Source organism: Stenotrophomonas thermophila, from assembly GCF_001499715.1.
Taxonomy (GTDB): Bacteria; Pseudomonadota; Gammaproteobacteria; order Xanthomonadales; family Xanthomonadaceae; genus Stenotrophomonas; species Stenotrophomonas hibiscicola.
The window spans coordinates 1-21,327 of record NZ_CVIW01000035.1; the positions used below are offsets into that span (position 1 = coordinate 1).

Annotated in this window: 13 protein-coding genes; 8 read left to right on the forward strand and 5 right to left on the reverse strand. The window is 67.9% G+C overall.

What is annotated here, in order from left to right:
• Window positions 1-444: 444 nt before the first annotated feature.
• Window positions 445-981, reverse strand: coding sequence for a tetratricopeptide repeat protein (locus BN1263_RS14895; protein ID WP_080398839.1), 537 nt, complete (start codon window positions 979-981; stop codon window positions 445-447).
• Window positions 978-3,419, reverse strand: a complete 2,442-nt coding sequence (gene mrcB / locus BN1263_RS14900; RefSeq protein WP_058982207.1) for a penicillin-binding protein 1B — start codon at window positions 3,417-3,419, stop codon at window positions 978-980. The genes BN1263_RS14895 and mrcB overlap by 4 nt, the downstream gene beginning before the upstream one ends.
• A gap of 96 nt (window positions 3,420-3,515) precedes the next feature.
• Between mrcB and BN1263_RS14905 the strand changes: the two genes are divergently transcribed.
• A complete protein-coding gene (locus tag BN1263_RS14905) occupies window positions 3,516-5,615 on the forward strand; it encodes a glycosyltransferase (protein WP_058982210.1) in 2,100 nt (699 codons plus the stop codon).
• On the opposite strand, the gene BN1263_RS14910 is transcribed toward BN1263_RS14905, so the two are convergent.
• Both BN1263_RS14910 and BN1263_RS14915 read right to left on the reverse strand, forming a co-directional pair.
• Window positions 5,612-7,177: a hypothetical protein gene (locus tag BN1263_RS14910; RefSeq protein WP_058982211.1), complete on the reverse strand. Its 1,566-nt coding sequence runs from the start codon at window positions 7,175-7,177 to the stop codon at window positions 5,612-5,614. The two genes, BN1263_RS14905 and BN1263_RS14910, sit on opposite strands and share 4 nt — an antisense overlap.
• Window positions 7,178-7,207: 30 nt before the next feature.
• The gene (locus tag BN1263_RS14915; protein WP_058982213.1) at window positions 7,208-9,364 is read right to left on the reverse strand and encodes a RelA/SpoT family protein; all 2,157 of its coding nucleotides are present in this window, start codon (window positions 9,362-9,364) and stop codon (window positions 7,208-7,210) included.
• Between the two features lie 130 nt (window positions 9,365-9,494).
• Here BN1263_RS14915 and BN1263_RS14920 point away from each other — a divergent pair, with 130 nt between their 5' ends.
• Complete coding sequence (locus BN1263_RS14920) at window positions 9,495-10,031, forward strand: hypothetical protein (RefSeq protein WP_019660107.1); 537 nt, start codon at window positions 9,495-9,497, stop codon at window positions 10,029-10,031.
• 117 nt (window positions 10,032-10,148) lie between these two features.
• Here the strand turns inward: BN1263_RS14920 and hrpA are convergent, their stop codons facing one another.
• The gene (gene hrpA, locus BN1263_RS14925; RefSeq protein WP_058982216.1) at window positions 10,149-14,231 is read right to left on the reverse strand and encodes an ATP-dependent RNA helicase HrpA; all 4,083 of its coding nucleotides are present in this window, start codon (window positions 14,229-14,231) and stop codon (window positions 10,149-10,151) included.
• Between the two features lie 86 nt (window positions 14,232-14,317).
• Here hrpA and BN1263_RS14930 point away from each other — a divergent pair, with 86 nt between their 5' ends.
• The 6 genes from BN1263_RS14930 to BN1263_RS14955 all read left to right on the forward strand — a co-directional run bounded on the left by BN1263_RS14930 (window position 14,318) and on the right by BN1263_RS14955 (window position 21,306).
• A complete protein-coding gene (locus tag BN1263_RS14930; RefSeq protein WP_019660109.1) occupies window positions 14,318-14,866 on the forward strand; it encodes a Dps family protein in 549 nt (182 codons plus the stop codon).
• A 554-nt stretch (window positions 14,867-15,420) separates the two neighbouring features.
• Window positions 15,421-17,226 (forward strand): DNA helicase RecQ, encoded by a 1,806-nt coding sequence (gene recQ, locus BN1263_RS14935; protein WP_058982218.1) that lies wholly within the window; start codon window positions 15,421-15,423, stop codon window positions 17,224-17,226.
• A gap of 196 nt (window positions 17,227-17,422) precedes the next feature.
• The gene (locus BN1263_RS14940) at window positions 17,423-17,803 is read left to right on the forward strand and encodes a CopL family metal-binding regulatory protein (protein ID WP_058982220.1); all 381 of its coding nucleotides are present in this window, start codon (window positions 17,423-17,425) and stop codon (window positions 17,801-17,803) included.
• A 75-nt stretch (window positions 17,804-17,878) separates the two neighbouring features.
• Window positions 17,879-19,690, forward strand: a complete 1,812-nt coding sequence (locus BN1263_RS14945; protein WP_058982223.1) for a copper resistance system multicopper oxidase — start codon at window positions 17,879-17,881, stop codon at window positions 19,688-19,690.
• Window positions 19,687-20,712: a copper resistance protein B gene (locus BN1263_RS14950; protein WP_058982225.1), complete on the forward strand. Its 1,026-nt coding sequence runs from the start codon at window positions 19,687-19,689 to the stop codon at window positions 20,710-20,712. The genes BN1263_RS14945 and BN1263_RS14950 overlap by 4 nt, the downstream gene beginning before the upstream one ends.
• An 81-nt stretch (window positions 20,713-20,793) precedes the next feature.
• Window positions 20,794-21,306: a GNAT family N-acetyltransferase gene (locus tag BN1263_RS14955; RefSeq protein WP_058982228.1), complete on the forward strand. Its 513-nt coding sequence runs from the start codon at window positions 20,794-20,796 to the stop codon at window positions 21,304-21,306.
• Window positions 21,307-21,327 lie beyond the last annotated feature (21 nt).

Sequence of the window (21,327 nt, forward strand, 5' to 3'; positions counted from 1 at the left end):
CAAACCCACAGTCCCCTGCCTTCGACAGTTTCCCGGTGACGGAGGGACGCGCTTCGTAGCGTCGAGCCTGCTCTACTGGTAGCTCAGAAGCGGTGGAAGGAACGGGAAAAGAAGATGGATTACTGCGAGCGCGCGCAGCGCGCGACCCGCTTTTGTTTTTGATCTTGTTCTTGCCTGCGGCACGCGCGATGTATGGCGGGCCGGTTGGGTGGGGCGTGCAGGACCGTTGGCGCCATGGGCCCGAGGCACGCCTCGGGCGGGTTGGGCAGGACGCCCAACCCCGGTCTTGCCGCGTGCGCAGGACAGCGCACACGAGCAAGGCGCCATCGAGCCCCCATGGATGGGTTTACGGCGTGTCCTGCACGCCCCACCCAACCGGCCCATCACCCGCATCCATCAGTGCGCGCGCCGCAGAGGGGGCAGCGCCCGGTGGAGTGGAATACCTCAGTACCGCTTGATCCCCGGCACCGTGCAACCTTCAATCTGCGCATGCGCCGACACCGCATTCTCCTTCTCGCCCCGCGCCAGGCGTGACTGTTCGATCGTCGCCCAGTGCCGGCGGCACAGCGGCCCCGTCTTCGAGCCCAGATCCACCGCCTTGCGCGCGAACGTCTCCGCCTGTTCCCACTGCCCCTGCAGCAGTGCCAGTTCGGCACGCTCCTGCAGCACCGCCGGGTCGCCGGCGACGATTTCCAGCGCATGGTCCAAGCTGCTGGCGGCACCGGCCAGGTCGTTCGCCTGCCGCTGCGCCTGCGCGGTCACCCGCAGGTCTTCCACCTGCGAATCACGCAGCGGCTGCACCGACAGCTCCTTGTCGTCAGGACCTGCGGCCGCATCGACTGCCGCCAGGCGCTGTGCCGGCGTAGTGGTATCGACTGGCTTGACCACCGGCGGCGCGCTGGTCACACAGGCGGCCAGGGCCAGGCTGAGGCCGGTCAGGGCCAGGGGCTGCAGCAGGGATCGCATGTTCATCGGCTTCATCGGCTCGGGGGAGGAGTAGCGGCGGCGGGCGCTGCGGCAGGTTCGGCGGGCGCTTCCGGCTTGCGGTCCAGGCCGAACCAGCTACGCCAGCCACCGCCCTCCCCTTCAGTTTCGCCCGGCTCGCCCGGCGGCACTGCCGGCGCGCACGGCGCATACGCCGGTGCATAGCCCACCACGAACGGGAAGCGGCGTGCGCCCGGGCAGCCTTCATCGGTTGTGTTCAGACCCGTGGCCGCGACCGACTGCCAGTCCAGGCCTTTGTTGCTGACCCGCAATGGCGCACTCGGCAGGCGCTGGAAGATGCCCGACCAGACCCGCATCGCGCCGGTAGCGCCATACAGGCCGGCCTGCTGGTTCTGGTCGTTGCCGATCCAGATCACCGCCAGATGATCGCCGGTGTAGCCGGCATACCAGCTGTCACGGCCATCGTTGGTGGTGCCGGTCTTGCCGGCCGGCTGCAGGCGGCCGAGGCCATCGGCATTGAGCCGCTGCGCGGTACCACTGGAGACCACCTGCTGCAGGCCGACGCTGATCAGGTTGGCGGCAATTGAATCGCCTTCCTGTGCCGGCGCCGGGGTCTTGTCGTAGCGCTTGAGCAGCTTGCCCTGCGGATCGAGCACGCCACGCACCGCGTGCAGCGGCTGGATCTCACCGCCCGAGGCGAGGAACTGGTACAGCTGTGCCATCGCGTACGGGCTCTGGTCGGTCGAGCCGAGGATCACCGCCGGATTGGCCTCGGCCTTGATGCCCGCCAGCACATGGATCAGCTGGGTCACGCGCTCGGGACCGACCTGCATGCCCACGCGCACCGTGGCCTGGTTGTAGGAGTGTGCCAGCGCGTCAATCAGGCGCACCGTGCCGTGGCTGCGGTTGTCCGCATTGCCCGGGCTCCAGTTGCGGCCGCGGCCGAGCTGCACCGTCACCGGTGAATCGTCGACCCAGCTGGCCAGCGAGTAACGGTCCGGCTGCGCCAGCGCGAGCAGGTACACGAATGGCTTGAGCAGCGAGCCGACCGGACGCTGTGCTTCGATCGCGCGGTTGAAGCCGACCTCGGACACTTCACGGCTGCCGATCACCGCCAGCACGTCGCCGTTGTGCACGTCGGTCAGCACCATGCCGGCCTGCAGTTCGGGCCGGCGCTTGCTTTCCAGCGACTTGATGGTGCGGGTCACCGCGCCTTCGGCATAGGCCTGCGCGGACGGCGACATGCCGGTCATGACGCTCAGGCCAGCGCCCTGCAGGGCAGATTCCGGGTAGTCATGGCCGAGCTGGCGACGGACCAGGTCAACATAGGCGGGGAAGCGGTTGGCCGCCACCAGTCCCGGCGTCTTCGGCACGCCCAGCGGGGCCTTCAGTGCGCGCTGGTACTCGGCGTCGTCGATCAGCGTGGCTTCGTGCAGTTTGCCCAGCACGAAGTTGCGACGGTCCAACGCACGTTCCGGATTACGCCGCGGGTCGTAGAAGGACGGGCCCTTGACCAGGCCGATCAGCAGCGCGATCTGCTCGGTCTCCAGCGACTGCAGGTCACGGCCGAACCAGAACTCGGCACCGGACGACATGCCATGGATCGCCTGGCTGCCGCGCTGGCCCAGGTACACCTGGTTGAGATAGGCCTCGAAGATGGTGCGCTTGTCATAGCGCGCTTCCATGATCAGGGCGTAGAGCACTTCGTTGAATTTGCGGGTGAGCGTCTGTTCCTTGCCGATGCCGAGCAGGCCGCTGCGGGCCAGCTGCTGGGTCAGCGTGGAAGCGCCCTGACGGCTCTGGCCACCGGAGCGGATGGTCACCCACACCGCGCGCGCGATACCGGACAGGTCGATGCCGTGGTGGCGGTTGAAGTCCTTGTCCTCCACTGCCTGCAGGCCGGTCACCAGCAGGTCCGGCGCCTCGTCCATGCGGATCAGGCGGCGTTCTTCCTGCTTCTGGCCGTACAGGGTGGCGATACGCGCCGGATCCAGCCGCGCCGCCTTCAGAGCCTTGCGGCTGTCGGCATCGCGCAGCGAGGCGACCGCACCATCGGCCAGCGACAACTCGAGCCGACGCGGGGCAACCCGGCCATCGACGTCGTTGTAGCCGCGGCTGGAGATGACAAAGCGCCCGCCATTCACCGCATAGGTGGCCGGCTCCTTGCCCTGGCCATCATCGCGGTAGGCGGAGGCGGCCAGCTCGGTCTTCAGCGTGGACGCATCCATCGCCTTGCCGGGAGTGAGCACCAGCGGCCGCGCATACACCCGCGTCGGGATCTGCCAGCGCAGTTCGCCGAAACGTTGGGTCACCTGCTGGTTCAGGTACAGCGTATAGGGAATGAGGAAACCCAATCCCAACGCGACCGCAGCCATGCTCCAGGTGATCAGCCGGCGCCGCCACAGCGGGCCGTTGTCCTGCTGGTCGTCGTCGTCGAAATCGTCGATGTCGTCGGAATCGTAGCGTCGGGGCACGGGAATGCGAGAATGTAGAGTCTGGCGAGTCTCCCCCAGCCGCTGCGGCTGGCGAATTCTCCCGGGTTCCCCTGCTTAAGCTGGAGTTGCAACCGGATGGCGATGTCCCTGGCCGAGATCCGATACCTGATCAACCGCCTGTCGGGCCTGGCCCGCCGGAGCCTGGCCAGCCTGCGTACCCGTGGCTGGCGGGCGACCTGGCAGCGCATCCGCGTGCATGCCCAGCGCGCCGTGCCCGCGCCACGCACGCCGCTGTTCCTGCCGCCGGCACAGGAGTTCGCTCCCTTCACGGTGCCGTTCAGCGAAACACCGGAAGCGAGCATTGTCATCCCCGTCTACAACCACGTCGATCACACCCTGGCCTGCCTGCGCGCCTTGGCGGCGCATCCACCGCAGGCCACGTGCGAGATCCTGGTAGTGGATGACGGCAGCACCGACGCCACCGTGCAGTGGATGCCGCAGGTTGCCGGACTGCGCTATGAAGTGCGCGAGTACAACGGCGGCTTCATCGAGGCCTGCAACGATGGCGTATCGCGCGCACGCGGTCGCTACGTGGTGCTGCTCAACAACGATACGGTGCCGCAGCCGGGCTGGCTCGACGCGCTGCTGGACACGTTCTCCAGCACGCCCGGCGCCGGCCTGGTCGGTAGCCAGCTGCTCTACCCGGACGGCCGGCTGCAGGAATCGGGCGGGGTGATTTTCGCTGATGGCAGTGGCTGGAGTTACGGCCGTTTCGAGGCAGCGGACGACCCGCGTTTTGCCAGCCTGCGCGACGTCGACTACTGCTCCGGCGCAGCGCTGATGCTGCCGCGCGACCTCTGGCGACAGCTGGGCGGCTTCGATACCCGCTACAAGCCGGCCTACTACGAGGACACCGACCTGGCCTTCCGCGTGCGTGCGCAGGGCCTGCGCGTCCTGGTTCAGCCGGCCAGCCGGGTGGTCCATGACGAAGGCACCAGCAACGGCACCGACACCGGCAGCGGCGTGAAGGCCTACCAGGTGCGCAACCAGGCCATCTTCGCCGACCGCTGGGCCACCGAGCTGGCCCGCCGCCCGGCGGTGGGCGAAGTGCCGTCACCGGCGCTGCTGCTGCGTGGCCGGCGCCAGGTGCTGATCCTGGACGAGGCTGTGCCGCAGCCGGATCGCGATTCCGCGTCGCTGCGCCAGGTGAACCTGATCCGCCTCCTGCTGCAGGGCGGGGCCCATGTGGTGTTCGTTCCCACCCGCCGCGAACACGGCGGCGCCGCCACCGACGCGCTGCAGCGGATGGGTGTGGAAGTCTGGTATGCACCGTTCCTCGATGGCGTCGCCAGCTGGCTGCGCACGCATGGTGGACGCTTCCACGTAGCGCTGCTGGTCCGCCACCATGTTGCCCACGAGTGCCTGCCGCTGCTGAAGCGCTATGCGCCGCAAGCGCGCACCGTGTTCGACACGGTGGACCTGCACTACCTGCGCGAACGTCGTGGTGCCGACGTGGCCGGCGATGCTGGACTGCTGCGCGCTGCCGAGCGTACCCGCGCCAGCGAACTGGCGGTGATGGAGCAGTGCGACGTCACCGTGCTGGTCAGTTCCGCCGAGCGCGAGCAGCTGCAGGCCGACGCGCCAACGGTGCAGGTGGAGCTGATCTCCAACCTCCATGACATCGCCGGTGCCGGCAAACCGTTCGAGCAGCGTCATGACCTGGTGTTCGTCGGCGGCTTCCGCCCCCCGCCGAACCTGGACGCGATGGAATGGTTCATCGGCGAAGTCTTCGCCGGCATCCGCGCCCGCCTGCCCGATGTGCGCCTGCACTGCATCGGCGCTGCCGCGCCGGAATCCCTGCTGGCCCTGGCCGCGCGCCAGCCCGGCGTGCAGATGCACGGCTTCGTCGAGGACATCACTCCCTACATGGATGGCGCACGCATTTCCATCGCGCCACTACGTTTCGGTGCCGGCGTGAAAGGCAAGATCAACCTGAGCATGGCCCATGGCCAGCCGGTGGTAGGTACCACCTGCGCGGTGGAAGGGATGCACCTGCGCCCGGGCGAGGACGTGCTGGTGGCCGATGATGCGGCCGGCTTCGCCGATGCGGTGGTCCGCCTGTACCAGGATCCGCAGCTGTGGCGGCAGCTATCCGAAGCCGGCCTGGCCAACATCGCAGAGCACTTCTCCCTCGACGCTGCGCGCGCAACCGTGCAGCGGGTGTTCTTCACCTAATCAGGGAGACCGCCGGCACGGCGCAGGCGCTCTTCGAACGCCGGCAGCTCGGCCAGGTCCGGTTGCAGCAAGCGGGCTTGTTCGGCGGCATGCGCTGCGAAAGCCAGGTCGCCGCTGCCGAGTCGCTCGCTGCCGATGGCCAGCCAGCGCTGGGCCAGGCGCAGGCGTGCCGAGGGGAGCCCGGCCGCAGTCGGCGACAGGGTCTGCCACGCCTGCAGGCAGGCCCCTGCCGCCTGTACGCGGTTCTGCCGGAGGTTGTCGTCGAAGCAGCCGCGACTGGCGGGCAGCAGCCGCGCCGCAGCAGCCTTCACCCGAGCATCGCGCGGCGCCAGTGACTGCGCTTCGCGCAATGCGTCGAATGCACTGTGGCCGGGGGGACCGATCCATTGCCCGGAACGTTCGGCGCGCTCGATGCTGCGCAGGTGGTCGCGCAGTTGGCGCTCGCGCTGCGTGTTGCTGGCCGCCGGCTGCTGCAGCGCCTTCTGCGCCTGTTGTGCGCGCTGCAGGCGTTGCGCGAGCTGCTGTTGCGCGGCCGGCGAAGCGCCCAGCTCCTCCGCCAGCGCGGCATCGGCCCGCGCCGCCTCGAACCGGAAGTCGTCGGCCTGCGTCTGGCTGCGTGCCAGCACCGCCTGCAACGTCTGTTCACGGCCGCGCTGGGCGCTGGCATCATCGGCCGCCACTGCCAGAACGGCGAGAAATCCCTTTGCTGCGGACTCCAGCTGCCCGCGCTGCAGGGCGCGCTGGGCCTGGCGCAGGCGCCGCTCGACGGCCTGCGCCAATGCTTCCTGGCTGGCGGGCAGATCAGCATGGCCGGCATCGAACTGGCGCGCACGCTGCAGTAGTGCGGCGGCCTCGGCCAGCTCGCCGCGTCCCGCCAGCGCGCGCGCCTGCTGCAGCAGATCGCTCAGTGCATCTTCGCGACCTTCCAGCGCCGGCAGATTGTCCGGCTGCAGCGACAGGATGCGCTGGAACAGGGGCAGCGCGCTGCTGTCACCTTCATCCAGCCGGCCCGCAGCGAAGGCGTTGCGTGCCTGCGCCAGCAGTGCACCGATGCCGGCACCTGCGCTGCGCCGGGCCCTCAGCTGGCGCGCCACGGCGTCCGCCTCGCCCTGTGGTACCTGCAGTTCCCGGGCCAGTGCCAGCGCCTGCGCGCTGCCGTCGAGATCGTTGGCCTGCATCTTTTCGCGGGCCTGCTGCAGGGCCGCCGCGCCGGTACGGGCCAGGCCTTCGCGGGCCTGCGGACGATCTCCATCCAGGGCCAGCACGGCCTGGTAGCGCTCGCGCGCACCACTGCCATCGGCGGCACTCAGCCGCCCGGCCGCCAGTGCGCCATCACCTTCGGCCAGCAGCTGCTCGATCCGAGGCTCATCCCAGAACCAGTCGGCCAGCGGCTTGCGCAGCAGCACCAGCAGCACAAACACCGCCAGCGCCGCGACCAGCGCCCAGCGCCACACCCGGCGCGCGTGGCGTGCCTGCAGCCACCACCAACGGCCTTCGCGGCGGACGCGGTCCAGCGCAGGAAGTTCAGCGCCATGCGGGCGATGCGGGGGCTCGCGTTCCATGCGTGCAGGGTAGCCGGGGCAGCGTGAAGCTCAGCCGAGGCGACGCGCCTCGCTCACGCCGGGCAGCGCGTCCAGCTTGCCCAGCAGGGTCGACAGCTGGCCGTAGTCACTCACCTTCAGCCGCAGGCGCAGGTGGGCACGGCCACTGTTGCGCACGTTGTCACTGTGGATGTCCAGCACGTAGGCGTCTTCCTGGGCGATCAGGTTGGTGATGTCCTTCAGCAGCCAGCGGCGATCGACCGCGTCGACCACGACGTCCACCTCGTAGCCGCCCCCGGCCTGGCCCCACTCCACCGGCAGGATGCGCTGCGGGCTGGTGGCCGCCAGACGGGCCAGCGCAGCGCAGTCTGCACGATGCACGGTGACACCGCGGCTACGGGTCAGGTAGCCGACGATGGGTTCGCCGGCCACCGGCTGGCAGCAGCGCGCCAGTTGTACCAGCAGGTTGCCCACGCCCTGTACGGTGAACTTGGACTTGCCCAGGTTCTCGCGGCGCGCGGTCGGCCGCGGCAGGCTCGGCGCGGGCGCCGGTTGGCTTGCTGCACGTTCGGCTTCCAGCAGGGCACGGCTGACCTGGTTCGGCCCGGTATCGCCCAGCGCCACTTGGATGTAGAGGTCGTCAACGCTGTCGGCATGGAACTTCTTCGCCGCGATGGCCAGGTCCGAGTGCTGCAGCCCCAGGCGCTTCAGCTCGCGCTCGAGCAGTTCGCGCCCGGCCTGCACGTTGCGCGCGCGGTCCAGCTTGTGGAACCAGCTGCGCACCTTCTCGCGCGAACGGTTGCTGGCCAGGAAGCCGTTGGCCGGCATCAGCCAGTCGCGGCGCGGGTCGGCCTCCTTGCCGGTCAGTATCTCGACCCGGTCGCCACTGCGCAGACGGTAAGTCAGCGGTACGATGCGGCCATTGACCTTCGCGCCACGGCAGCGGTGGCCAACCATGGTGTGCACCTGGTAGGCGAAATCGAGCGGCGTGGCGCCCTGCGGCAGGTCCAGCACCTCGTCCTTCGGGCTCAGCGCATAGACCCGGTCCTCGGTCAGTTCGGCATCGAGCGCCCCGGCCAGTTCGTTGCCCTGCCCGTCCTGGGCCTGCTCCAGCAGCTGGCGCATCCAGGTGATCTTGCGGTCGAAGGACTTCTCCGCGCCCTTGCCGCCTTCCTTGTACTTCCAGTGCGCGGCCACGCCCAGCTCGGCCTGCGAATGCATCTCGTGGGTACGGATCTGCACTTCAATGGTGCGCCCTTCCGGGCCGACCACTGCGGTATGCAGCGAGCGATAGTCGTTGGCCTTGGGCCGGGCGATGTAGTCGTCGAACTCGCTCGGCACCGGTGCCCACAGTGCATGCACCACGCCCAGCGCGGCATAGCAGGCGGCGACATCGTCGACCATTACCCGCACCGCACGGATGTCGTACAGCTGGTCGAACGCCAGCCGCTTCTTCTGCATCTTCCGCCAGATGCTGTAGATGTGCTTCGGGCGGCCACTGACCTCGGCCTTGATGCCCTGCGCAACCAGCTCGCGCGACAGCACCTTCTTGACATTCTCGACGTAGCGCTCGCGGGCGATGCGGGTTTCGTCGACTTCCCGCGCAATGCGCCGGTAGGTCTCCGGCTCCAAGTGGCGGAACGCCAGGTCCTCCAGCTCCCACTTCAGCTGCCAGATGCCCAGGCGGTTGGCCAATGGCGCGTGGATGTCGCGTGTCAGCTGCGCCAGCGCGCGGCGCTGCTCGTCGTCCAGCTTGTCGGCCGCGCGCATCCTCGCGAGCTGGCGCGCCAGCAGGATCGGCACCACGCGCAGGTCGCGGATGATGGCCAGCAGCAGCCGGCGCAGGCCCTCGCTGTTGCGCCCCGCTTCGCGACCGGCATGCAGCGCCCACACCGGGTCGGCCGCATCCTGGCCGTCAAGCAGGCCGATCACCGCGGTCTTGTGGTTGCCCAGCGGCAGCTGCTCCAGGCTGGCACGCAGGCCCGGCAGGTCGAACAACAATGCGGCCACCACTGCACCTTCGTCGGCCGAGAGCATCGCCAGCGCGTCGAGGGTGTCGCCCAGCACCGACCAGGTGGCACGCATCTGGTGGTCGCATTCCGGCGCTTCCCAGTGCTCGCGCAGGGCCTGGCGCAGCGGGGCAGGCAGCACCGCTGCCGAGGGACGGTTCAACAAGGCATCCAGGCCGGGGACGGAAGCGCGGTTCACAGCATCAAGCAGGCAAGACAGAGGCCTCTACACTAGCGCCGGCGCCGTTCAGGGACAATGACCGTGGCCACCATCCCCCGGCATGAAGACATGCCGCTACACTCGCGGGCAAACCCAGGAGAGTCCCGTCATGTCCCCGATCGTCCCGCGTTTCCGCCTACGGCTGCTGGCTTGTGCCGCACTGTTGCTGTCCCTGTCGGCGCCTGCGCTGGCCCAGCGCGTGGTAGAGGGTGACCTGCAGCAGCAGATGTCACCGGCCGAATTCAAGGCTGCTGGCCTGGACAAGCTCAGTGCGCAGGAACTGGCCACGCTCAACCGCTGGCTGCAGGGCAAGGTCGAGGCGGCCACGACCCAGGCAGTTGCAGCGGTACGGGAATCGGCGCGCGAGGAAGGCCGCCAGGAAGTGATCGTGAAGAATCGCGGCTTCTTCGATTTCGGCAGCAGTGAGCCGATCGTCGGCGTGCTGCAGGGTGAGTTCCGCGGGTTCGGCAAGGGCCGCGTCTACGTGCTGGACAACGGCCAGGAATGGGAGCAGATCGATGCAACCACCCTGGCAGGCGTGCGCAGGCAGTCGCCCGCCGTCAGCATCAAGCCCGGTGTGATGGGCGTCTGGTACCTGAAGGTCGACGGTGTGAACACCCAGCCGAAGGTGCGTCGTACCAAGTAACGACGCCCATCGTGTAGAGCCGAGCCCACGCTCGGCTGCGATCTGCACGGGAAGATGACGAGGCATCAAAAAAGCAGCCGAGCATGGGCTCGGCTCTACGTCATCACATCATAGGAGTCACGCCTGGCGCAGTGCGGCTACCCGCTGCGCCAGCTTCTTCGCCGAGATGCCGGTCCGCGCGCCCAGCTCCTGCGCGAACAGCGACACCCGCAGCTCTTCCAGATCCCAGCGCAGCGCCTGCCATTGCGGGTGCTCGCGCAGGCCCTGCTGCTCAGCCACTTCCAGCGCTTCCAGGAACGGATGCAGTTCCAGCATGCGCGCCTGATCGCGCGGCGGATCACGCTTGGCGCGCTCGGTACGCAGGATCATCGCTTTCAGATAGCGCGGATACTGCGCCAATGCGTCGGCCGGTGTATCGCGCAGGAAGCCTGGATGGATCAGCCCGGCCAGCTGCGCCTCCATGTCGTCCAGGTTGCCGCGCGCCCAGCCCATCAGCGGCGCTTCCAGCATCGGCTTCAGTTCGGCCACCAGCGCCAGGATGGTCTCGGCCAGCTTCAGCCGCGACATGGCCTCACCGAACAGCGCCTTGGCCGCATGCTCGCGGCGCTGCTCGAAGGCCGCCGCATCGCGTATGTCTTCCAGGCCTTCAGCCAGTACGGCGTTCATCGCCGCATCGACCAGATCGCCACGAAGGCGTTCCTGCGATTCGATCGCCGCATACAGCAGGCCCGTCTTGGCACCCACCGGCAACTGCTTGCGTGCCTGCTTCATCTTCTCGGCCAGCGCGATCTCCAGCAGGCGGCGCACACCCAGCGGATGAGCCGCCTGCGCCTGCTGCCGATCAGCGAAGATGCGCAGCGCCACGCTGTCGCCCTCGTCCAGCAGCGCCGGATAGGCCGGCACGCCGGCTTCGCCGGGCACCTGCAGCGGAATCGGCGTGGCCGGGAAGGTACGCAGGCCATCAGCCGCCATTTCACGTCCGGCGCGTGCAGCGAAGGCGTCGCCCGCGCGCCCACCGAACTTCGCGCGCAATGCGTCCAGGTCGCGCGAGGTGGCCAGCACCCTGCCCTGCTCGTCGCGCAGGCGCAGGTTCATGTGCAGGTGCGGTTCGATCGAGCCGGGCTCGAAATCGAGCGCGGTCACCGTGGCGCCTGTCGCGCGTGAGAGGAAACGCGCCAGTTCGCCGGTGATGGCATCGGCACTGGGTTGCGGGAACGCCTCGTAGAACGCGCGACCAAAGTCCGGCGCCGGCACGTAGTTGCGGCGCATCGCCTTGGGCAGGCTGCGAATCAGCGCCGCAGCCTTGTCGGCAACGAAGCCGGGCGCCAGCCAGCCCAGCTGCACCGGATCCAATGCGTTGAGCAGGTGCAGCGGTACGTCAAGGGTTACGCCGTCATCCTCGGCACCCGGCTCGAAGCGGTAATGCAGCGGCAATCGTGCCTGGCCCAGCGCGAGGTACTTCGGGTAGCGCTCCTGCTCACTGCCTTCGCCCGGCAACAGGTCGGCCAGCGACCAGTGCAGGGTCTTGCGCTGTTCCGGCGCAAGACCCTTCCACCAGGCATCCAGGCCGGAGGCCGAATGGATCTGCGGCGGCACCCGGTCCAGGTACCAGCGTGCCTGCCAGTCTTCGTCGGCAACGATGCCAGCGCGGCGCAGCTTGGCTTCTTCCTCGCGCGCGACCTCCAGCACCTTCTGGTTGTCGGCGACGAAACTGGCGCGGGTATTGATCTCGCCGGTCACCAGTGCCTGGCGCACGAAGATGTCATGCGCCTCGCCCGGCGCGATGCGGCCGTAGTGGACCGGTTTCTTCGGTGCCAGCACCAGGCCGAACAGGCTGATCTGCTCGGACGCCAGCACCTGGCCCTGCGCGCGCGACCAGTGCGGGTCGAAGTGCTTGCGCAGCAGCAGGTGCGGCAGTTCGGCGATCACCCAGTCCGGCTCGATCGCGGCCAGGGTCATGCCCCATACCTTCTGCGTATCCAGCAGGTTGGCCACCAGCAGCCACGGCGGTGGCCGCTTGGCCAGCGCCGAACCGGGGAACGGCAGGAAGCGGCGCTGGCGCGGCGCCTGGAAATCGCCCTTCTCGGTGCGGTGGCCGATCTGCGTCGGCAGGCCCGCCACCAACGCACGGTGCAGGGTCTGGTAGGCAGCGCCACGCACACGTTCGCTGAAACCGCCGCCAACCGGCGCCTGTTCCTTCTGCGCGCGCACGGCCACCGGCGCCGGTGCGGCCTCCGCCTTGCCTTCGCGGGCCAGGCGTGCAGCCCGGTGCAGCTGGCCCCGGGTCGCCTTCACCGCCGCCGCGTCATCGCGCGCCGGGGCCGGTGCAGTGCTGCCCGCCAGCAGCGGCGCCATCGATGCCTCGCTGGGCTCTTCCTTCCAGCCCAGTTCCTCGCACAGCAGGCGCAGCTGCCGGTGCAGCTCGCGCCATTCGCGCATGCGCAGGAAACCGAGGAAATGACGGCCACACCAGTCGCGCAGCTTGGACTGGGTCAGGTCTTCATGGGCCTGCCGGTAGGCATCCCACAGGCGCAGCACGCCGACGAACTCGGAGCGGCCATCGGCAAACTGCGCATGCGCGCTGTCGGCCGCACCGCGCGCCTCGGGCGGGCGTTCGCGCGGATCCTGGATGCCCAAGAACGAGGCGATCACCAGCATCGGCCGTAGGCAGCCGGCGGCCTGCGCGGCCACCAGCATGCGCGCCAGCTTCACGTCCACCGGCAGGCGCGCCATCTGCTTGCCGATGGTGGTCAGGCGCCGTTCGGCATCGATCGCCCCCAGTTCGGTCAGCTGCTGCCAGCCATCGGCCACCGCGCGCTCGTCCGGCGCTTCCAGGAACGGGAACTCCTCGATGCGGCCCAGGCCCAGATGCAGCATGCGCAGGATCACCCCGGCCAGGCTGGAGCGGCGGATTTCCGGATCGGTGAACTCCGGCCGCGCCTGGAAATCGGCCTCAGCATACAGGCGGTAACAGATGCCCTCGGCGATACGGCCGCAGCGCCCCTTGCGCTGGTTGGCGCTGGCCTGCGAGATCGGCTCGATGTGCAGGCGGTCCAGCTTGTTGCGCGGGCTGTAGCGCTTGACGCGGGCAAGGCCCGGATCGACCACGTAACGGATGCGCGGCACCGTCAGCGAGGTTTCCGCCACATTGGTGGCCAGCACGATGCGCCGGTTCGGCCCAGGATTGAACACCCGGTCCTGGTCCTGGTTGGACAGCCGCGCATACAGTGGCAGTACCTCGGTGTTGCGGTACTTGCGCCGTTCCAGCGACTGGTGCGCATCGCGGATCTCGCGCTCGCCCGGCAGGAAGATCAGCACGTCGCCGCGTGCATCCAGGCGGGTAATCTCGTCGACAGCCGACACGATGGCATCGTTGACGGTGCGTTCGCCCTGGTCTTCACCCTCGCCTTCCAGCGCGCGGTAGCGCACCTCCACCGGGTAGGTGCGGCCCTCAACGCTGATCACCGGCGCATTGTCGAAATGCTGGGCGAAGCGTCCGGTGTCGATGGTGGCCGAAGTGACGATCAGCTTCAGGTCGGGGCGCTTGCGCAGCAGCTGCTTCAGGTAGCCCAGCAGGAAGTCGATGTTGAGGCTGCGCTCGTGCGCCTCGTCGACGATGATCGTGTCGTAGTTCGACAACCAGCGGTCGCTGGCAATCTCCGCCAGCAGGATGCCGTCGGTCATGAACTTGATGCGGCTGTCTTCGCTGACCTTGTCGTTGAAGCGCACCTGGTAGCCCACCAGCTGGCCCAGTTCACTCTGCAGTTCCTGTGCGACACGGCTGGCTACCGCACGTGCGGCAATCCGTCGCGGCTGGGTGCAGCCGATCATGCCGGCCTGGCCACGGCCGGCGGCCAGGCACAGTTTCGGCAGCTGGGTGGTCTTGCCCGAACCGGTTTCACCAGCGATCACCACGACCTGGTGGTCGCGGATCAGCCCGATGATGGCGTCGGCTTCACGCGCAATCGGCAGCTGCGGGTCCAGAGTAATGGACGGCTGCTGCTGCGCCCGCACCTGCCGGCGCTGCACCGACGCCTGCAAGGCCTGCTCGAAGGTGGCGGCCAGTGCCGCATCCTGTGGCTTGGCCTGGCAACGCGAGAGCATCCCCAGCAAACGGCCCCGGTCGCGGCTCATGGCGCCGTCGATGGCGGCGCGCTGTTGGCGCAGGCGGGGCGATGGATTTTTATCGATAGAGTTCATCAATCGGTTCGTTCAAAACTTTGAAAGCGACCAGTCATCACGACCGGTTTATTGTGAAGGCCAACGATTCCACAAGGAGGAACCCCATGGCGAAGACCAAGAGCACGACCAAGGCCAAGACCGGCAAGCAGAAGCTTGCAGCGGCGGCACCGTCGGCGCCGAACATCGATATCGGGATCACCCAGGGCGACCGCAAGAAGATCGCCGACGGTCTTTCGCGCTTCCAGGCTGACGCGTTCACGCTCTACCTGAAAACGCACAACTTCCACTGGAACGTGACCGGGTCGATGTTCAACTCGCTGCACACCATGTTCGAGACGCAGTACACCGAGCAGTGGGCGGCACTGGACGATGTGGCCGAGCGCATCCGCGCGCTGGGCTTCAATGCCCCGGGCTCCTACCGGGAATTCGCTGCGCTGACCTCGATCGTCGAGGAACCGGGCCTGACCGACAGTGCGGACTGGCGTGAAATGGTACGCCAGTTGGTGGTCGCCAACGAAGCGGTCTGCCGTACGGCACGTGAAGTGCTGGAGGTGGCGGCCAAGGGTGACGACGCGCCGACCGAGGATCTGATGACCCAGCGGCTGCAGACCCACGAGAAGTACGCCTGGATGCTGCGTTCCCTGCTCCAGTAAGAGTTGGGGGTGGTTCGGCAGGGCTGCGCCCTGCACCCGCAGAGGCAACTGCAACGGCAACGGCCGGAGCAAAAGCGGGTTTCCTGTGGGTTGGCGGGGTGGGTCCGGTTGCGGGGGACGCCGTGAATACGTCCATGTAGGCTCGGTCGCCGCATCCATGCGGCTCACGCCCCCGCAACCGGACCCACCCCGCCTTCGACAGATTTCCGCGATCTGCCGGCAAAGCCATTGGGGTCAGATCCGTTTTCCGCAGGAAAACGGATCTGACCCCGTTTTGTTTGTCGATATCTGACAGATGTGTCGACCAAGGTCGACACCCACCAACGGCCGCGGGAAACTGTCGAAGGTGGGGCGGTGTCTGATTGCGGGGTGTCAGCCGCATGGATGCGGCTGCCAAGCCTACAGGGACGTACTTGCGGCGTCCCCGCAATCCGACACCGCCCCACCAAACCACGAATCACCCCAGAGCCGGCTATTGCCTTTGACGTTGCACTGGCTTGCAGCGGGTGCAGGGCGCAGCCCTGCCGACTCCCCCGCCGGGGTAAACTAGCCGGATGGCTTCCCGTCCCGCGCACGACCTGCTCCAACGCGTCTTTGGTTACGACGATTTCCGTGGTCCGCAGCAGGACATCGTGGAGCATGTGGCTGCCGGTCATGATGCCCTGGTGCTGATGCCCACCGGCGGTGGCAAGTCGCTGTGCTACCAGGTGCCGGCCCTGCTGCGTGACGGATGTGGCATCGTCATCTCGCCGCTGATCGCGCTGATGCAGGACCAGGTCGAAGCCCTGCGCCAGCTCGGCGTTCGTGCCGAGTACCTGAATTCCACCCTGGATGCCGAGACCGCCGGCCGCGTCGAACGCGAGCTGCTGGCCGGCGAGCTGGACATGCTCTATGTCGCTCCCGAGCGGCTGCTGACCGGCCGCTTCCTGTCGCTGCTGTCACGCAGCCAGATCGCCCTGTTCGCCATCGACGAAGCCCACTGCGTGTCGCAGTGGGGCCACGACTTCCGCCCGGAATACCGCCAGCTGACCGTGCTGCACGAGCGCTGGCCGCAGATTCCGCGGATCGCGCTCACCGCCACCGCCGACCCGCCGACCCAGCGCGAGATCGCCGAACGCCTCGATCTGCAGGAAGCCCGCCACTTCGTCAGCTCGTTCGACCGCCCCAACATCCGCTACACCGTGGTGCAGAAGGACAACGCCCGCAAGCAGCTGATCGATTTCCTGCGCGGCCACCGTGGCGAGGCCGGCATCGTCTATTGCATGTCGCGGCGCAAGGTCGAGGAGACCGCTGAATTCCTGTGCGGCCAGGGCTTCAACGCCCTGCCCTACCACGCCGGCCTGCCGCCGGAAGTGCGCGCGAACAACCAGCGCCGCTTCCTGCGCGAGGACGGCATCGTCATGTGCGCCACCATCGCCTTCGGCATGGGCATCGACAAGCCGGACGTGCGCTTCGTGGCGCATACCGACCTGCCCAAGTCGATGGAAGGCTACTACCAGGAAACCGGCCGCGCTGGTCGTGATGGCGAAGCTGCCGAAGCCTGGCTGTGCTACGGCCTGGGCGACGTGGTACTGCTCAAGCAGATGATCGAACAATCCGAGGCGGGCGAAGAACGCAAGCAGCTGGAACGGGGCAAGCTCGACCACCTGCTGGGCTACTGCGAATCCATGCAATGCCGCCGCCAGGTGCTGCTGGCCGGTTTCGGCGAGACCTATCCCCAGCCCTGCGGCAACTGCGACAACTGCCTGACGCCGCCGGCCTCGTGGGATGCGACCATTCCGGCGCAGAAGGCGCTGAGCTGTGTCTACCGCAGTGGCCAGCGCTTCGGCGTCGGCCACCTGATCGACATCCTGCGCGGCAGCGAGAACGAGAAGGTCAAACAGCAGGGCCACGACAAGCTCAGTACCTATGCGATCGGCCGCGACCTGGATGCGCGCACCTGGCGCAGCGTGTTCCGCCAGCTGGTGGCCGCCAGCCTGCTGGAAGTGGACAGCGAGGGCCACGGTGGCCTGCGCCTGACCGATGCCAGCCGCGACGTGCTGACCGGTCGCCGCCAGATCAGCATGCGCCGCGACCCGGCCAGCAGCGCCAGCGGGCGCGAGCGCAGCGCGCAGCGCACCGGCCTGTCTGTGCTGCGGCAGGATCTGGCGCTGTTCAACGCGCTGCGCGGTCTGCGCGCCGAACTGGCCCGCGAACAGAACGTGCCGGCCTTCGTGATCTTCCACGACAGCACCCTGCGCAACATCGCCGAGCAGCGCCCGACCAGCCTGGATGAACTGGCCCGGGTCGGCGGCATCGGCGGCACCAAGCTGAGCCGCTACGGCCCGCGCCTGGTCGAGATCGTGCGCGAAGAGGGGTAGCGCCGGGCGCCTGGCCAGGCGCCTCCCCATCGCCAACCGTGCGCTCGTCCCCCTGTAGAGCCGAGCCCACGCTCGGCTGCTTCTGCGTGAACGGCAGCCGAGCGTGGGCTCGGCTCTGCACTGGTGCAGGTCCAACCTTGAACCGGCCATTCAGCCGGAAGTGCATCCACAGCCCCTTTGCGGCTAGATTAGCGCCATGTCCCTCGCCTCGACCCTGCTCCGTGTCGTGCTCATGCTCAGCCTGTTGCTCAACGGGCTGAACGCGGCCATGGCCAGTGGTCACGAGGAAATGGGCCGGATGGCCCACGCGGTAGCCGCCCTTGATGGCGGTGATGCCGACTGCCACCACCACGCCGCCATGCAGGCCGACGAGGCCCCGCAGGCCGAGGCCCCCGCCCACGACGCCCACTGCCAGATCAAGGACTGCGTGCGCAGTTGCGCCCAGCAGCCGCTGCTGGTGGTGCAGCCGTTGCCGTATCTGGCGGGCCCGGCACTGTCGCTGGCGCCGCAGCCGATACCGGCCACTGGCCGGCCGGCGCCGCCGCTGCCGCCCATCTCACGCCCTCCCATCGGCTGATTCCACACGCATCGTGCGCCCTGCGCACCGGAGCCGGCGACCTGCCGGCATCTTTACGTGTCTGGAGTCTCCATCATGAATACCCGCAATCCCCCCGGTCCGGGCGCTGTGCCCATGCCGTCGCGCCGCCTCTTCGTGCAGGGCCTGGCCGCCGGTGGCGTGGTCGCCGGCATCGCCGCTGTCGGCGTGCCGCAGCGTGCGCTTGCCGCCGCCCGCGCCACGCCTCGCCTGGCCGGCGCCCCCGCTGTCCTCAGCGACACCCGCATCGAACTGGCCATCGGCGAATCGCTGGCCAACTTCACCGGGCGCACCCGCCCGGCGATCACCGTCAACGGCTCGCTGCCGGCACCGATCCTGCGCTGGCGCGAAGGCCAGACCGTGGACCTGTTCGTGCGCAACACGCTGGAGCGCCACCCGACCTCGATCCACTGGCACGGCATCCTGCTGCCGGCCAACATGGACGGCGTGCCCGGCCTGAGCTTCAACGGCATCGGCCCCGGCGAGACATACCACTACCACTTCCAGCTGAAGCAGTCGGGCACCTACTGGTACCACAGCCATTCGATGTTCCAGGAGCAGGCCGGCCTGTACGGTGCACTGATCATCGATCCGGCCGAGCCAGCGCCGTACCACCACGACCGCGAGCACGTGATCCTGCTGTCCGACTGGACCGACATGGACCCGGGTGCGTTGTTCCGCCGCATGAAGAAGCTTGCCGAGCACGACAACTACTACAAGCGCACCCTGCCCGACTTCCTGCGCGATGCGAAGCGTGACGGCTGGTCGGCCGCGCTGTCCGACCGCGGCATGTGGGGCCGGATGCGGATGACGCCCTCCGACATCTCCGACATCAACGCGCACACCTACACCTACCTGATGAACGGTACGGCGCCAGCCGGCAACTGGACCGGGCTGTTCCGCAGCGGGGAAAAGGTACTGCTGCGCTTCATCAATGGCGCCTCGATGACCTACTTCGATGTGCGCATTCCCGGCCTGAAGATGACCGTGGTCGCCGCCGATGGCCAGTACATCCATCCGGTCAGCATCGATGAGTTCCGCATCGCTCCCGCCGAAACCTACGATGTGCTGGTCGAGCCCACCGGCCAGGACGCGTTTACCATCTTCTGCCAGGACATGGGCCGCACCGGCTTCGCTGCCGGCACGCTGGCGGTACGCCATGGCCTGCAGGCGCCGATCCCTGCACGCGACCCGCGCCCGTTGCTGACCATGAGCGACATGGGGCATGACATGGGTGGTGGCGGTCATGGCGGGCACGACATGACCGCGATGAAGGGCATGGAAGGCGGCTGCGGCGCCAGCATGGGCCACGGTGCGCATGGTGGCGGTGATGCCGCCAGCAAGGCGCCAAAGCACCCGCCCAGCGAGCGCAACAACCCGCTGGTGGACATGCAGAGTTCGGCTACCGAACCGAAGCTGGACGACCCCGGCATCGGCCTGCGCGACAACGGCCGCAAGGTCCTGACCTACGGCGCGATGCGCAGCCTGTTCGAAGACCCCGATGGCCGCGAGCCCAGTCGTGAAGTCGAGCTGCATCTGACCGGCCACATGGAGAAATTCTCCTGGTCGTTCGACGGCATCCCGTTCGCCAGCGCCGAGCCGCTGCGGCTGAACTACGGCGAGCGCATGCGCATCGTGCTGGTCAACGACACCATGATGCAGCACCCGATCCATCTGCACGGCGTGTGGAGCGATCTGGAAAACGCACAAGGCGAATTCCAGGTGCGCAAGCACACCATCGACATGCCACCCGGTACACGCCGCAGCTACCGCGTGCGCGCCGACGCGCTCGGCCGCTGGGCCTATCACTGCCATCTGCTGTACCACATGGAAGCGGGCATGATGCGCGAAGTGAGGATCGAAGAATGAGCCGCTCACTGCTTTCCCCAAGCCTGCTGGTCCTGGGCCTGACCGCTGCAATGCCGGTGTTCGCGCAGTCGCACGCGGGCCATGACATGGGCACGATGAACGCGCCTGCGAAGAGCGCGAAGGCGCCGGCCGAACCGGTCGATCATTCAAAGATGGATCATTCGGAGATGGACATGGGTGCAGCGGATCACGCCGGAATGGACCACTCCACGATGGACCACTCGAAGATGGACCATGGCGCGATGCAGCCAGCGGCGATGGACCATTCGCAGATGGACCACGGGGCGATGGGCCACGGCACGCCTGCACCCACCGAACCGCGCGAACCGATCCCGGTCCCGACTGATGCCGACCGCGCCGCCGCCTTCCCGCCGATCGCGCATGGCGCGATGGAACACGCGCCGGAGATCAACAGCCTGCTGCTGATCGACCGGCTTGAGCATTGGGATGGCAAGAGCAGCAACGGCCAGGCCTGGGAAGCCACCGGCTGGATCGGCGGCAACATCAACCGCCTGTGGCTGCGCACCGATGGCGAACGCAGCCGCGGCCGCACCGAATCGTCGTCACTGGAAGCACTGTATGGTCGCAGCGTGTCGCCGTGGTGGGACGTGCTGGTCGGCGTGCGCCAGGACTTCCGCCCGTCCGACTCGCGCACATGGGCGGCCATCGGCATCCAGGGTCTGGCGCCGTACAAGTTCGAAAGCTCGGCCACGCTGTACATGGGCTCCGGCGGCCAGGTGCTGGCCAAGGCCGAGGTCGAGTACGACGTACTGCTGACCAACCGCCTGATCCTGCAGCCGCTGCTGGAAGCCACCGTTGCGGCCAAAGATGAACCGGAGTACGGCATTGGTCGCGGACTGAACAAGGTCGAAGCCGGGCTGCGCCTGCGCTATGAGTTCAGCCGTCGCTTCGCGCCGTACATCGGCATCAGCCACGAACGTACGTTTGGCGACACCGCCGACTATGCCGGTGACCACGCGCGCGACACGCGCTGGGTCGCCGGCGTCCGCATGTGGTTCTGAGCAGCATTACGTGAGCAGTGGCCAGCCCCGGCAGCCGCCGGGGCCGGCTACACTGCGCCACGTTCCAATGCAGGCACCGCCATGTCGTTGCAGATCCGCCGCACCACCCTCGCCGACGTCGACACGCTTTCGGCGATCGCCATCGCCACCTACACCGAGACCTGGGGCGACTCGTATCCGCCGCAGGACCTGCACGATTTCCTGCAGGATCACTACAGCAGTGAACCGCAGCGCATCGAACTGTCCGACCCACGCAGTGCCATCTGGCTGTTGCTGGACGGTGATGCCGCGGTCGGCTATCTGGCCGCCGGTGCCAACACCTTGCCGCACACGGATGCACGCGAAGGCGACATCGAACTGAAGCGGTTCTACATCCTGGCCGCGCAACAGAACGGCGGCCACGGCGCGCGCCTGATGGATGCGTTCATGAACTGGCTGGCCCAGCCGCAGCGCCGCACCCTGTGGGTAGGCGTATGGGAAGAGAATTTCGGCGCACAGCGCTTCTACGCGCGCTATGGCTGCAGCAAGGTTGGCGAGTACGACTTCATCGTGGGCGACACCCACGACCGTGAGTTCATCCTTCGGCGGCCGTGATCACGCGCCCCATGTAGAGTC

Excerpts from the sequence above, each read along its gene's own strand:
- BN1263_RS14940 (WP_058982220.1), top strand. The coding sequence starts at position 17,423 with ATGTCCCTCGCCTCGACCCTGCTCCGTGTCGTGCTCATGCTCAGCCTG.
- BN1263_RS14955 (WP_058982228.1), top strand. The coding sequence starts at position 20,794 with ATGTCGTTGCAGATCCGCCGCACCACCCTCGCCGACGTCGACACGCTT.
- BN1263_RS14905 (WP_058982210.1), top strand. The coding sequence starts at position 3,516 with ATGGCGATGTCCCTGGCCGAGATCCGATACCTGATCAACCGCCTGTCG.
- BN1263_RS14950 (WP_058982225.1), top strand. The coding sequence starts at position 19,687 with ATGAGCCGCTCACTGCTTTCCCCAAGCCTGCTGGTCCTGGGCCTGACC.
- BN1263_RS14945 (WP_058982223.1), top strand. The coding sequence starts at position 17,879 with ATGAATACCCGCAATCCCCCCGGTCCGGGCGCTGTGCCCATGCCGTCG.
- BN1263_RS14895 (WP_080398839.1), bottom strand. The coding sequence starts at position 981 with ATGAAGCCGATGAACATGCGATCCCTGCTGCAGCCCCTGGCCCTGACC.
- BN1263_RS14910 (WP_058982211.1), bottom strand. The coding sequence starts at position 7,177 with ATGGAACGCGAGCCCCCGCATCGCCCGCATGGCGCTGAACTTCCTGCG.
- BN1263_RS14920 (WP_019660107.1), top strand. The coding sequence starts at position 9,495 with ATGTCCCCGATCGTCCCGCGTTTCCGCCTACGGCTGCTGGCTTGTGCC.
- BN1263_RS14930 (WP_019660109.1), top strand. The coding sequence starts at position 14,318 with ATGGCGAAGACCAAGAGCACGACCAAGGCCAAGACCGGCAAGCAGAAG.
- recQ (WP_058982218.1), top strand. The coding sequence starts at position 15,421 with ATGGCTTCCCGTCCCGCGCACGACCTGCTCCAACGCGTCTTTGGTTAC.
- hrpA (WP_058982216.1), bottom strand. The coding sequence starts at position 14,231 with ATGAACTCTATCGATAAAAATCCATCGCCCCGCCTGCGCCAACAGCGC.